This is a genomic window from Mesorhizobium sp. J18 (genome assembly GCF_007829525.1).
Classification (GTDB): domain Bacteria; phylum Pseudomonadota; class Alphaproteobacteria; order Rhizobiales; family Rhizobiaceae; genus VLJP01.
Window position 1 is genome coordinate 1 of record NZ_VLJP01000060.1, and the last position, 13,212, is coordinate 13,212.

Annotated in this window: 11 protein-coding genes; 3 read left to right on the forward strand and 8 right to left on the reverse strand. The window is 62.9% G+C overall.

All coding sequences use genetic code 11. The features are described 5' to 3' along the window. Positions 1 to 434 precede the first annotated feature (434 nt). The gene (locus tag L598_RS18020) at positions 435 to 941 is read right to left on the reverse strand and encodes an OsmC family protein (protein ID WP_144864849.1); all 507 of its coding nucleotides are present in this window, start codon (positions 939 to 941) and stop codon (positions 435 to 437) included. 148 nt (positions 942 to 1,089) lie between these two features. Between L598_RS18020 and L598_RS18025 the strand changes: the two genes are divergently transcribed. Next, positions 1,090 to 3,321 (forward strand): AMP-binding protein, encoded by a 2,232-nt coding sequence (locus L598_RS18025; RefSeq protein ID WP_144864850.1) that lies wholly within the window; start codon positions 1,090 to 1,092, stop codon positions 3,319 to 3,321. Here L598_RS18025 and pssA read toward each other — a convergent pair. The 5 genes from pssA to L598_RS18050 all read right to left on the reverse strand — a co-directional run bounded on the left by pssA (position 3,318) and on the right by L598_RS18050 (position 9,084). Further along, a complete protein-coding gene (gene pssA / locus L598_RS18030; RefSeq protein ID WP_144864853.1) occupies positions 3,318 to 4,154 on the reverse strand; it encodes a CDP-diacylglycerol--serine O-phosphatidyltransferase in 837 nt (278 codons plus the stop codon). The two genes, L598_RS18025 and pssA, sit on opposite strands and share 4 nt — an antisense overlap. 8 nt (positions 4,155 to 4,162) lie before the next feature. Beyond that, positions 4,163 to 4,882 (reverse strand): phosphatidylserine decarboxylase, encoded by a 720-nt coding sequence (locus L598_RS18035; RefSeq protein WP_281407416.1) that lies wholly within the window; start codon positions 4,880 to 4,882, stop codon positions 4,163 to 4,165. 105 nt (positions 4,883 to 4,987) lie between these two features. Next, positions 4,988 to 6,871: an ABC transporter ATP-binding protein/permease gene (locus L598_RS18040; RefSeq protein ID WP_144864857.1), complete on the reverse strand. Its 1,884-nt coding sequence runs from the start codon at positions 6,869 to 6,871 to the stop codon at positions 4,988 to 4,990. Positions 6,872 to 6,886: 15 nt separating this feature from the next. Beyond that, a complete protein-coding gene (locus L598_RS18045) occupies positions 6,887 to 7,219 on the reverse strand; it encodes a metalloregulator ArsR/SmtB family transcription factor (RefSeq protein WP_144864859.1) in 333 nt (110 codons plus the stop codon). Positions 7,220 to 7,287: 68 nt separating this feature from the next. Next, on the reverse strand, positions 7,288 to 9,084 hold the full coding sequence (locus L598_RS18050) for a LysM peptidoglycan-binding domain-containing protein (RefSeq protein WP_144864861.1): 1,797 nt from the start codon (positions 9,082 to 9,084) through the stop codon (positions 7,288 to 7,290). A gap of 116 nt (positions 9,085 to 9,200) precedes the next feature. Here L598_RS18050 and L598_RS18055 point away from each other — a divergent pair, with 116 nt between their 5' ends. Then, positions 9,201 to 9,812, forward strand: a complete 612-nt coding sequence (locus tag L598_RS18055) for a TIGR00730 family Rossman fold protein (RefSeq protein WP_144864867.1) — start codon at positions 9,201 to 9,203, stop codon at positions 9,810 to 9,812. Positions 9,813 to 9,920: 108 nt separating this feature from the next. Beyond that, entirely contained in the window at positions 9,921 to 11,150 is a 1,230-nt protein-coding gene (locus L598_RS18060; RefSeq protein WP_144864863.1) for a glycerophosphodiester phosphodiesterase family protein, read from the forward strand. A gap of 45 nt (positions 11,151 to 11,195) precedes the next feature. Here the strand turns inward: L598_RS18060 and rarD are convergent, their stop codons facing one another. Together rarD and L598_RS18070 are read right to left on the reverse strand one after the other, a co-directional pair. Beyond that, complete coding sequence (rarD, locus tag L598_RS18065; protein ID WP_144864869.1) at positions 11,196 to 12,050, reverse strand: EamA family transporter RarD; 855 nt, start codon at positions 12,048 to 12,050, stop codon at positions 11,196 to 11,198. A gap of 79 nt (positions 12,051 to 12,129) precedes the next feature. Further along, positions 12,130 to 13,212 (reverse strand): alpha-isopropylmalate synthase regulatory domain-containing protein (locus tag L598_RS18070; RefSeq protein WP_144864865.1); only part of this gene is annotated, 1,083 nt, incomplete at its 5' end.

The following is a 13,212-nucleotide window of genomic DNA, read 5'->3' on the forward strand; positions in this document are numbered from 1 at the left end:
GCTTCCCGACTGCCCTCATTCTCTCAATGGCCAGACCGGCAACGGGGCGTGGCAACAAGAAGGTGTGTTCTGATGAAGCTGCCGCCTTGCCGAGCTGAGACGGCGAGGCATGTGCCGCGCTTCACCCTCCCCCTTGTGGGGAGGGTCGGCAAGCAATCGGGAGCAGAGCGAAGGATTGCGAGACGGGGTGGGGGTAATCGAGGCTTGTCGGCAATGATCATGGAGCGGAAAGGGCAAGGCTGGTGCGGTACCGAGGTTCATCAGCGACGTTTCAGCCAATCGCGAAGGTCGGCGATCTGCCGAGGCCCCCGTCGTCCTCGACCTCGCAGCGCAGATTGTCGAGGACCCAGAATGACCCGTCCCTAAATCGGCAATGGTCAGGCTACATGCGCCAGTGGGATCAGAAACAGGATGCCACCGCCTCCCCGGCGGCTTCACGCTCTTGCCGAAACCGCCAGCTCCGGCCGTGTATTCAGGGTCTGAAAGACCACGCAATAGCGTTCGGTCAGCTTGAGGAGTGTATCGATCCGGTCTTGCGGTTCATCAGTGTCGAGGTCGAAAGTCAGGCGGATCGCACGAAAACCGACCGGCGCATCCTTGGCCACGCCCAGCGTGCCGCGAAAGTCGAGGTCGCCTTCAGCCTCCACCGTCGCCGCGCCAAGCCGGAATTCCAGTGCGGTGGCGACTGCCTTCAGAGTCACGCCGGCACAGGCGACCAACGCTTCGAGCAGCATGTCGCCGGAACAAAGCTCGGCGCCCGAGCCTCCGGTAGCGGGATGGAGGCCGGCCACCGCCAGCGCCCTGCCCGTCTCCACCTTGCAGGCGATTTCGGCATCGTCCACCGCGCCCTTGGCTCTAAGCGTGATCAATGCCTTGCCGGCATCCTCTCGATAAGCCTCCTTGAGCGGGGCCTGAAGGGTTTTCAGTACTGTGGCGTCCATGGGTTCCTCCGATCTTCAATCCGGCAAGGCTAGCATGGAAGACAGAACCCTGCATTGGCTGATTGACCTTCGCCGGACTTCCGCTACCCTTCTCGCTCATTGTCAGCGGACGACAGAAGCCGCCAAGACACGATCAGGGAGTTGCGACATGATCCTGAGCGGCATCATCGTCATCCTTGTGCTCGCAGCCATCTGGCTCGCGGCGGCTGCTCTGGTCTCATACAGGCTGGGGCTCGGCTTCCGGCAGGCCATGCTCTATGCGCCTCTCCGCGCACTCTATCGTATTGACGACCGCGACATGGCCCAGGCGCGCGCAGCCGATGCGCCGGTCATATATGCCGTGTCGCACCAGTCGCAACTCGATCCGGCGCTGATGCTGGCCATCCTTCCTGACGACACGCTGCACATACTGGACGAGCGATCGGCGAGATCCATATGGCTGGACCCCTGGCGGGAGCTTGCACGCACGATCGCCTTCAATACCGGTCATGTCTTTGTCAGCCGACGGCTCGTTCGTCACCTGAAAGGCAAGGGCCGGCTCGCGGTCTACTTTCCCGACGAGACCGAACCGGATGCCAAATCCTTCCGGCTCTATCGGGCGGTCGCCCGGATCGCCACCAAGGCCGAGGCGCGGGTGGTGCCGATCTTCGTCGGCGGCAGCCGTTACACGCCCTTCTCCCTCACGCCGCCGCACCGCGCGCCTCGCCGTCTTTTGCCGCGTCTCGTGATCAAGGCACTCGAGCCGATGACGATTTCCGAGCTTCTCATTCGCGGCGGCGCAAAAAGGGCGACGAATTCCAACGCCTTTTTCGACCGGATCGCCGAGGCGCGCCATGCGGCATCCGATCCCGGACGCTCGCTTTTCCGGGCGATGCGCGATGCGGCGGACTGCCATGGCCACGGCCGGGTTGTCGTGGAGGACATCCTCGGCGGCAAGCTCACCTATCGGCAGCTTTTCGCGACGGCGCATGTGCTTGCATGGCGTTTCGCGGCCGAAAGCGAACCGGGCGAAGCCATCGGCCTGATGCTGCCCAATGCCGCTCCTGTGGTCGGCAGCTTCCTCGCCCTGCAATCGGCAGGGCGCGTAGCCGCCATGATCAACTACACCGCAGGTCGGGCAAATATTTCATCGGCGCTGCGCACCGCCGCCATCAGAACGGTTGTCTCGTCGCGGGCCTTTGTCGAGAAAGCCCAGCTGAGTGACATCGTGACGGCGATCGAGAATGAAGGCCGCCGCATCATCTGGCTGGAAGATATCGAGAAGCAGATCACCTTCCGCGAAAAGCTGTCGGCCTTTGTCGGTTGGCGCCGCCCGGTCCATAAGCCGGCTCCCGACGATCCCGCCGTCATCCTTTTCACCTCCGGTTCGGAGGGGGAACCGAAAGGCGTGGTGCTGTCGCACCGCAATCTCATCGCCAATGTGGCGCAGGTCGAGACCCGGATCGCCTTCTCGCCGGCGGACAAGCTTTTCAACGTGCTGCCCGTTTTCCATTCCTTCGGCCTGACCGGCGGTACGATCCTGCCGCTCCTGCATGGCGTTCGCCTGTATCTCTACCCCTCGCCGCTGCACTACAAGCTTATCCCCGAAACCGCCGCGAAGGTGCGGCCAACGGTGATGTTCGGCACCGACACCTTCCTTGCCAACTATGCCGAGACGGCCAAGGACGATGATTTCGCGTCTATCCGACTGGTGGTGGCCGGGGCCGAGCCCGTCCGGACCGAAACCAGGAAGATCTGGCGCGAACGCTTTGGCGCGGAGATCGTCGAGGGCTTCGGCATGACCGAGGCTTCGCCGGTCATCGCGGTCAATTCCGCCACCCACAGCCGCGAAGGAAGCGTCGGGCGACTGCTCCCCGGCATTTCCATCCGGCTGGAAGAGGTGGACGGCCTGCAGGACGGCGGTCGGCTCTGGATATCCGGCCCAAATGTGATGCTCGGTTACATGACATCGGACCGGCCCGGCGAATTGCAGCCGCTCGCCAGCGACTGGCACGACACAGGCGATATCGTCTCCATCGACCGAGAGGGTTTCATGACGATCCGCGGCCGCGCAAGGCGCTTCGCCAAGATCGCCGGAGAGATGGTCTCGCTTGGCGCGATCGAGATGCTGGCAAGCGCGCTGTGGCCGGAGGAAAAGCATGCCGTGGTCAGCGTCCCCGACCGCAAGCGCGGCGAGCGCATCGTCTTGGTGACCACTGCCGAGACTGCCGACCGCAGCGCCTTGCGCCAGTTCGGCAAGAAGAGTGGCACGGCCGAAATCATGGTGCCCAACGATGTGCTGAAGGTGAGCGAAATCCCCGTTCTTGGCAGTGGCAAGACCGATTATGCCGGCGTACGCCGCATTGCGATGGAATCGCTCGGGCTCGAGGAGGCTGCTTAGCCCGGAGCGGCTGTGCCGTCCTCGCCCGCTTTGGCGTGCTGCTCTTCCTCGTATCGCGCGGCGCGGCGGGAATAGGCGCGCATGCTGAAGGGCAGGAAGAGCAGATAGGCGATCGCCGAAACCGCCATTGTCTGCCAAGGGTAGCTCGCCAGGATCAGCACATAGAGAACCAGAACCAGCATCAGCGGCACCACGATGTCGCGCCTGATGCGCGTGCCGGAAGTCTTGCCGGAATAGACCGGCAGACGGCTGATCAGGAGCAGCGCGATCAGCACCGTGTAGATGGAGGCAACAACGGCGAATTCCTGCGAGGGAGGAATTCCGAGGAAACCGAGATAGACGGGCAGCAGGACCAGCACGGCGCCCGCCGGCGCGGGGACGCCGACAAAATAATCGCCATGCCAGGCAGGCCTGTCCGGATCGTCCAGCATGACATTGAAGCGGGCAAGGCGCAGCCCGCAGGCAATGGTGAAAAGAAGCGCGGCGATCCAGCCGACCGACCCGGCCTGATCGAGAAGATAAGCATAGAGAACCAGTGCCGGAGCCACGCCGAAATTGACGATATCGGCAAGCGAATCCATCTGTGCGCCGAAATTGGACGAGGCCTTCAGCATGCGCGCCACCCGGCCGTCCACGGCATCGAGGAAGGCGGCGACCAGAACCATGATGACGGCGGTCTCGACGCGATGCTCGAAGGCCAGCCTTATGCCTGAAAGGCCGGCACAGATCGCCAGAACCGTGATCAGGTTCGGTATCATCAGGCGGAAGGGAATTTCGCGGATGCGCGGACCGCCGCCGCCATGAGGTTCGAAGGGAGGGAAAGGTCCGGGCATCGCGCCGCTCAGGATATGCGCACGATCGGCGCAGCCTTTTCGCCACCGAACTCGGCGATGATTGTCTCGCCGCCGATTGCAATCTGGCCGACGGAAACGCGCGGCGTGGCCTCGGCAGGCAGATAGACATCGACGCGCGAGCCGAAGCGGATCAGGCCGAAGCGCTCGCCCATGGCGAGTTCGCCCGGCGCCTCGGCCCAGCAGACAATGCGCCGTGCCACGAGCCCGGCGATCTGCACGACCGGCACAGGCCCATGCGGGCTCTCGATGATCAGGCTGTTGCGCTCGTTCTCCACGCTCGCCTTGTCGAGATCGGCATTCAGAAAGCGGCCAGGCCTATGCTCGACAAGCGAGACGCGGCCGCGTACCGGCGCGCGGTTTATGTGGCAGGAGAACACGTTCATGAAGATGGAGATCCTCGTCATCTCGCTGGCGCTCATGCCGAGTTCCGGCGGCGGCAAAGCAGGTCCCACCGAGGAGACGACGCCATCCGCCGGGCTGATGACCAGCCGGTCGTCTATCGGCGTCACGCGTGGAGGATCGCGGAAGAAGAAGACGCACCAGCCGGTCAGGATCAACCCGATCCAGAACAACGGTCCCCAGATAAGGCCAAGCACGAGCGTCGCCCCGGCGAAGATCGCGATGAATGGATAGCCCTCCCGATGGATCGGGACAAAGGTCTTGCGGATCGTGTCTGACAGGCTCATCTTGGCTTCGCGGTTCCGGATCGTTTGCGGCCTCTTATCGGAAACAGGCGTAGGTCGCAACGCAAGCGCGGTTTACAGGGTGCTGTCATCCCGATCTGCCGAGCGGGATGAGGAACTCGCGCCCGCTCAATAGGCCGGGATGGGACGGCGCAGGACGACGCCCATATCGTCCGTCTCCCGGGCACGGCGCAGGCGCTCTTCCGCCTCCGTCGCCTCGCGTTGGCGATCCCACATGGCAGCATAGAGTCCGCCGGCGGCGAGAAGCTGTCGATGCGTTCCGCGCTCGGCGATCAGGCCTTCCTTGAGAACGATGATCTCGTCCGCACCGATGACGGTGGACAGGCGGTGGGCAATGACCAGCGTCGTCCTGCCCCGGCTCACCAGATCGAGAGCGGCCTGGATCTCCTGTTCGGTATGGGTATCAAGGGCGGAAGTCGCTTCGTCCAGAATCAGGATCGGCGGCGCCTTCAGGATGGTGCGGGCGATGGCGACGCGCTGTTTCTCGCCGCCTGAGAGCTTGAGCCCTCGCTCCCCGACCATGGTCCTGTAGCCTTCCGGCAGGCTCTCGATGAAAGTGCCTATCTGCGCCAGTTCGGCGGCACGGCGAACCTCCTCCTCGGTCGCGTCCGGCCTGCCATAGCGGATATTGTAGGCGATGGTGTCGTTGAAGAGCACGGTGTCCTGCGGAACCATACCGATGGCGGCGCGCAGGCTTTCCTGCTTCAGGTCGCGCACATCCTGCCCGTCTATCAGGACCGCGCCCTGCTGGACGTCATAGAAGCGGAAGAGAAGCCGGGAAATGGTCGACTTTCCCGCCCCGGATGGCCCGACCACGGCAACGGTCTTGCCGGCGGGGATGTCGAAGCTGATCCCCTTGAGGATCGGCCGGCTCGGATCATAGGCGAAGTGGACATTCTCGAAGCGGACGCTTCCTTCACGGATCTCGAGCGGCTTCGCCCCCGGCTTGTCGACCACCTCCGCCGGCACGTCGAGAAGGTCGAACATCTGCTCGATGTCGGTCAGGCCCTGCCTGATCTCGCGATAGATGAAGCCGATGAAGTTCAGCGGTATGGAGAGCTGCATCAGCATGGCATTGATGAAGACGAAATCGCCGAGCGTCTGGCTGCCGCGTGTCACCTCCCAGGCCGAGATACCCATCGCGACCATCATGCCGAGGCCGAAGATGACGCCCTGACCGAAGTTCAGCCAGCCAAGCGATGTCCAGGTCTTCGTTGCCGCGTCCTCATAGCGCGCCATGGAGCGGTCGAAGCGGCGAGCTTCCATGGCTTCGTTGTTGAAATATTTGACGGTCTCGAAATTGAGAAGCGAATCGATCGCCTTGGTGTTGGCGTCGGTGTCGCTGTCATTCATCTCGCGGCGTATGGCGATGCGCCAGTCGCTCGCCCGCACCGTGAACCAGGTATAGAGCCAGACGGTCACGGCGATGATGGCGACATAGATCCAGCCATAGGCGACCGCGAAGATGATCGCCGTCAGCGCGAATTCCAGGAGCGTCGGCACCGTATTGAGGATCGTGAAGCGCACGATTGTTTCGATGCCCTTGGTGCCGCGCTCGATGATACGCGAAAGGCCGCCGGTGCGCCGCTCCAGATGGAAGCGCAGCGAAAGGTCGTGCAGATGCACAAAGGTCTTGTAGGCGAGTTGCCGCACCGCATGCTGGCCGACCTTGGCGAAAAGCGCGTCACGTAACTGGTTGAGACCAAGCTGGGCGATCCTCACGACGTTGTAGGCGGCAACGAGCATGACGGGAGTGCTCAGGATCGCCGGTATGTAGGATGGGGCATTGAGTTCGCCGTCCAGCGCGTCGGTCGCCCATTTGAAGAAATAGGGCACCAGCATGAGGATCAGCTTCGCCACCACTAGGAAGACCGTCGCCCAGACGACGCGCGCCTTGAGATCGGGCCGATCGGCGGGCCACATATATGGCCACAGGTTCAGAATCGTGCTGAACAGCGAGCCGGAATCGGCGGAAACAGTCTTGTCGGCCAAAGGTTTGCCTCAATATTAGCCGGTCGCGCCGACCGAAGGGAAATCGAGAAGCCGGGCCACCGAGTCGGAAAGCGCCGCCAGTTCCTGGCGATCGACCTCGTAGCGGGAACGCTGACGATCGGGCGTGAACCGCACCAGCCCTGCCTCGACCAGAATCTTCAGGTGTTGCGAAACTGTCGATTGCGCCAGATCGAGATGGCTGACCACATCCTTGCAGCAGCAGGCCGCTTCGAGCCCGGCGAGATGGCGCAGGATCTCTATGCGCGCAGGATGTGACAGGGCCGCCAATTTTGCAGCCAAGGACTCATGCGCGCAGCAGGCCCGGACGGAGCTAGGCTTCATGTTCATCGTTTATCGTCGATATACGATGAACAAAGGCCATGCAACAGGCGGGAGAAAAGAAACCTGGACTCTTGTCAGCGCTTGGGAGGCGGGACGGCCTGATCGCCGATGGCCTTCATATCGGCCTGCTCCCCCTCCTCGGTTTCTTCCGGAACGGTGAAGACCTGGCCGGGCCATATCAGGTCCGGATCGCGTATCTGCTGCTGGTTGGCGAGATAGATGGTGGTGTAGCGGATGCCGCGGCCATAGACCCTGCGCGAGATGTGCCAGAGCGTGTCGCCGCGACGGATGATGACGGCGCCATCGACCGGCTCCAGCCSGGGAGCCATTGCTGTCTCGGTCTCCTCGGCGGAACCAGTGTCAGATTCGACAGGAGCGGCGTCCGAAGCGCCAGGAGCGGTATCGGCTTGCCGGTTTTCACTCGAACCCACCTCCCCGGCTGGCTCTTCCTGAGCAGCGGATTGCTGCTCGCTTTCGCCCACCGCATCCTCGCTCAAGCCCTGTGAAGACGTGCCGCCTGTGGTGGCGGAACTGTCATCTGTGCGTCCAATTGTCTGTGGGCCTGAAGAAGCATCGCTCTGCACCTCACCCGAATCGGCGCCTGTCGCTGCCTGCGGCTCGCCCGCTCCCTGCGGACCATTGCGGGTTGCCGGCGCGACGGCCGCGATGCTTTCTCCGGGCTCGCGACGAAAGGGAACGGCAGCGCGGGCCGCGACGTCAGTGCCGTTTTCATCAAGAACGTCGGCGCGGACGATATAGTCGCCTACCGGCAGGTCGCGGATCGTCTCGACCAGAAAACGGCCCGTCGAGGCGACTTCGGCTTCGCCGAGGAGAATGTCGTTTGCATAGACGCGAACGCGGCTGCCAGGCTCGGCATTGCCGGCGACAAAAACCTGTTTGCCGTCAATCTCGACGGCTTCGATGAAAACCTCCGAAGAGCCTTGGCTGGCCGCCGCTCGTCCGGCATCAGGCTGCGGCATGGCGGCGACATTCTGCTCACGGGAAGCTCCCTCGCCTGCCATATCCGAGCCGTTGCCAGAGGATTGCCTTGCTTTCGGTGCCGCCGGGTCTTCGTTACGCGCCACATCCGTGGAAGTGCCGCTGTCATTCTGGTTCTCAGGCTGCTTGGTCGGCCGCAAGTCTTCCATCCAGGAGGCAGCATCCTGTTCCGTCCGGGCCCCGGCTGTCTGCCGGCCATCGGCTTCCTGCGTCGGGGCATCATCCTCTATGGCAGCCGGCTGCTGGCCGGATGCCGGCGCCGCGTCCGTTCCATCCCGCGGCTCGGGAACAGTGATCAGCTTGCTTGGCTCGCCGGGCTGCTCGACCAGCGCAAGCACCTGTCCGCCTTCTTCCTCCGGAACGGACACCACGGCCGTCTCGGTGGAGGTCGCGGCAATGCCGTCATCGGTGGTGGAGCGCAGGACAAGTTGATAGTCGCCGGGGTCGAGCGGCTCGTCCAGCACAATGGCGAAATCGCCTCCGGGACCACTCTGCGCCTTGCCGATCATCGTCGCGCCAGCGACCACCTCGATATTCGCGTTGGGCGCCGCGCTGCCGGCAATGACAATCGACCCACTCGGCTCGACCCGGACCAGGTCGAACGAAGGCACGACCACTTCCGGCTTGGCCGCGGAGGCTGCTTCAGCAGTTGTCTCGACGGCCTGTTCCGGCGTGGTTTCCCCGTCCGTTTCTTCGGGCGCTTTTTCAAGGCGGGCCGACTTGCCGCCGGACAGCTTTTCAGGTGCGGCGGCGCCGGAGACAGGCTCCTTTCCAAGATAGGAATCGAACCCGCCCGCGACATAGGCGGTACCGGCAGCGGCAGATACCGCCGCGACGACGAATAAAAGCACCCTCAAAGGAGTAACAACCATCAGATTGCGGTCCAAAAAGCCCCGTTTTCAGCGGTCTAGCGTGTTTTATCCATCGCTACAAGAAAAAGCCGGCAAAGCCCTTGACCGCAGATGCCGAGCCAATATCCACTTTCGCCATGAGCACGATTCACTCCGTCTGCGTCTATTGCGGCTCGTCACCGGGCCGCAGCGAGGAATATCATCAGGCTGGCTACAAGCTCGGCCAGGATCTGGCGAAAGCCGGCCTGCGTCTGGTCTATGGTGGCGGTGCGAAGGGCATCATGGGCGCCGTGGCGGGCGGAGCACTGGAAGGCGGCGGCAAGGTCACCGGCATCATCCCGCGCTTCCTCATCAATTGGGAAGCATCGGAAAACGCATTGAAACAGCTCGACGACCTTGTCATTACCGGGGACATGCATGAACGCAAGCATGCGATGTTCGAGAAATCGGATGCCTTTGTGGCGCTGCCAGGCGGTATAGGAACGATGGAGGAGATCGTCGAGATCATGACCTGGGCGCAACTCGGCCGGCACCGCAAGCCGATCCTCTTCGCCAATATCAACGGCTTCTGGAATCCGATGCTGGCGCTCATGGATCACATGAAAGCGGAGGGCTTCATTCATTCGGATCACAGGGTGAAACCGATCGTCGTCAATCGCGCGGAGGATATCGTTCCGGCGATCCTGCAAGCGGCATCGGCTCCGGACGGCGCCGCCGAGGGCGACAAGGACGTCATCGAGCGGCTTTGACGGAAGCCGATTCCGCTGCCAGTTGCAAATCGTCAGGACGGTGACGCCAAATGTCATGGCCGTCTGACCATGACTTCTATGCCAGTCGCGCATCCGGGGAGATGTTCCATGAAACGAGTTGCTGCAGCGATGCTGGTGCTTGCGGGCACAGCCGGTGCCAGCCACGCCGAAACGGCAACGGTGCCGGGCTCCATCCAGCTCGGGCCGCGCCCCTTCTACCTGGTCGACGACATGGACGAGGGGCCGCTGAAGGAAAAGCTCAAATCCTGCCAGGCCGGCCCTTTCGAAGCTTCCGCGTGGTCAATCGCCCATCGCGGCGCGCCGCTCCAGTTTCCAGAGCATACGCGGGAATCCTACATGGCCGCTGCGCGCATGGGCGCCGGCATCGGCGAATGCGACGTCGCCTTCACCAAGGACAGGCAGCTCGTCTGCCGCCATGCGCAGAACGACCTCCACACCACGACCAACATATTGGCGACCGAGCTCGCGTCGAAATGCACGAAGCCTTTCACCCCCGCCTCCGGCAATACGGAAGCGTCCGCCGAATGCCGGACTTCCGACATCACGCTGGCGGAATTCAGGACGCTGAACGGCAAGATGGATGCCGGCGACGAGGAGGCGGTCACAGTGGAGGACTATATGAACGCCACCGCGAACTGGCGCACCGATCTCTATGCTTCACGCGGGACGCTGATGACGCATGCCGAATCGATCACGCTCTTCAGGGCGCTCGGCATGAAATTCGCCCCGGAACTGAAGAAACCCGCCGTGGAAATGCCCTTCGAGGGTGAATATACCCGGGCGGCATATGCCCAGCAGCTCATCGATGAATACAAGGCTGCCGGCATCCCGCCCTCCGATGTCTTCCCGCAATCCTTCGAGCTCGAGGACATCCAGTACTGGATAGAGAACGAGCCTGAATTCGGCAAACAGGCAGTCTATCTAGACGATTCCTACGATTCGATCGCAGGCTGGTCGCATATGGACCCTTCGACCTGGGGTCATGGCATGCGGGAACTGAAGGAGATGGGCGTCAATTTCATCGCGCCGCCGCTCTGGGTTCTGGTGACCGTGGAGAATGGCAGGATCGTCCCTTCCGCCTACGCCAAGGAAGCCAGGGCGGCGGGGTTGAATATCATCGCCTGGTCGGCCGAGCGCAGCGGGCCGCTCAAGGACGGCGGCGACTGGTACTATCGGTCGGTCAAGGCGGTGATCGACAACGACGGCGACATCTACACGCTCCTCAATGTGCTGCATGAAGAGGTCGGCGCTGCAGGCGTGTTCTCCGACTGGCCGGCGACCACCACCTATTACGCCAACTGTTTCGGCCTGAAGTAGGCGCTCACAACAGGACGTCCTACACCGTCCCGACAGGGGTAGTGTTTATTGCGAACCGCGCCGGGCGCGAAGCATCGGCAAGGTATAGACCGCCAGCGCCGTCCAGATCAGGATGAAGGCGAGGGCGCGAACACCGCCGAAGGGCTCCCCGAAGACAAAGACCGCGATCAGAAAGATCATGGTCGGGGCGATATATTGCATGATGCCTATTGTGGTGATCCTGAGCAGCTTCGCTCCGAAGGCATAGAGCAGCAGCGGCACGGCAGTCACCGGGCCGCAAGCGAGCAGAAGCAGCGTGTCTTTCATATCGGACAAGCCGAAATGTCCCTGCCCTCCCGCCGCCAGCCATAGGGCATAGCCTAGCGCCGGAATGCTCAGGATAAAGGTTTCGAGGAAAAAGCCCTGGCTGGGCCCGATCGGCAGCGTCTTGCGCAGGAAGCCGTAGCAGGCGAAGGAAAAGGCGAGGACCAGCGAGACCCAGGGCACGCCGCCGGCATCGACCGTCAGGACGGCAACGGCGATGACGGCAAGCCCCACGGCGGCGATCTGGAAGAAGTTCAGCTTCTCGCGCAGGATCAGCGCGCCCATGGCGATGCTGACCAGCGGATTGATGTAATAGCCGAGAGCCGTCTCGACCGTCCGGCCGGCGGCGATCGCCCAGACATAAACGCCCCAGTTGATCGAGATCAGCCCCGCGGTGAGAGCGGCCATGCCGAGCATGCGCGGCGTGACGAAGGCCTTGCGTATGTCGGCGGTGCGGCCGAGCACGAGCAGCACAACGCCGGCGATCGGCACCGACCATAAGGCACGATGTGCGAGCACTTCCAATGGCGAGATATGCGCAACTGCCTTCATGAAGAGCGGCATGACGCCCCAAAGCCCGTAGGCCGCGATCGCCATCAAGAGCCCATGCGTCGGCTCGCGTCCGGGCTCCGCCGCCGTCACGGGCAGCGGGTTTTCAATATCGGTTGTCGACATGTCAGGCGATCGCTTCCGCCTCCGCCAGCGCGGCAGAAGCCCTGTTGCGCACCAGCTTGTAGACGATGGAATCCATCAGCGCCTGGAAGGAGGCATCGATGATGTTGTCGGAAACGCCAACCGTCCACCAGCGTGTGCCGGAGGCGTCGTGAGATTCGATCAGCACGCGGGTAATCGCTTCCGTGCCGCCATTGAGAATGCGCACCTTATAGTCCACCAGTTCGAGGTCTTCTATCTCCGACTGGTAACGGCCGAGATCCTTGCGCATGGCGATGTCGAGCGCGTTGACCGGGCCATGGCCCTCGGCAACCGACATGCGCGTTTCGCCATCGACAGTGATGCGCACGATCGCCTCCGAAACCGTCTTGAGCTGACCATTGGCGTCGTAGCGGCGCTCGATCATACAGCGAAAGCTGTCCACCTTGAAGAATTCCGGCACGGTGCCCAAGGTGCGGCGCGCCAGGAGCTCGAAGCTCGCATCCGCACCCTCATAGGCATAGCCCTGCGCCTCGCGCTCCTTGACCAGCGCTATCAGCGTGTCGAGACGCGGATCGGACTTGTTGACGGCGATGCCGCGCCGTTTCAATTCGGCGATGAAGTTCGACTTGCCGCCCTGGTCCGAAACCATGACGCGGCGGGTATTGCCGACCAGATCGGGCCGCACATGCTCATAGGTCTGCGGTTCCTTGAGCAGCGCCGAAGCATGGATGCCGGCCTTGGTGGCGAAGGCGGRGGAGCCGACATAGGGCGCCTGCGGATTGGGCGCGCGGTTGAGAAGTTCGTCAAAGGCATGCGAGAGGCGCGAAATACCCTCCAGGGCTTCGCTGGAGATGCCTGTCTCGAAACGGTCGGCATAGGCCGGCTTCAGCATCAGCGTCGGGATGATGGTGACGAGATTGGCATTGCCGCAACGCTCGCCGATACCGTTCAGCGTACCCTGCACCTGGCGCACGCCGGCCTCGACCGCAGCCAGCGAATTGGCCACCGCCTGCCCGGTGTCGTCATGGGCATGGATGCCGACATTCTCGCCGGGAATGCCGGCCGCGATAACCGCGCGGACGATCTCCCCCACCTCCTGCGGCTG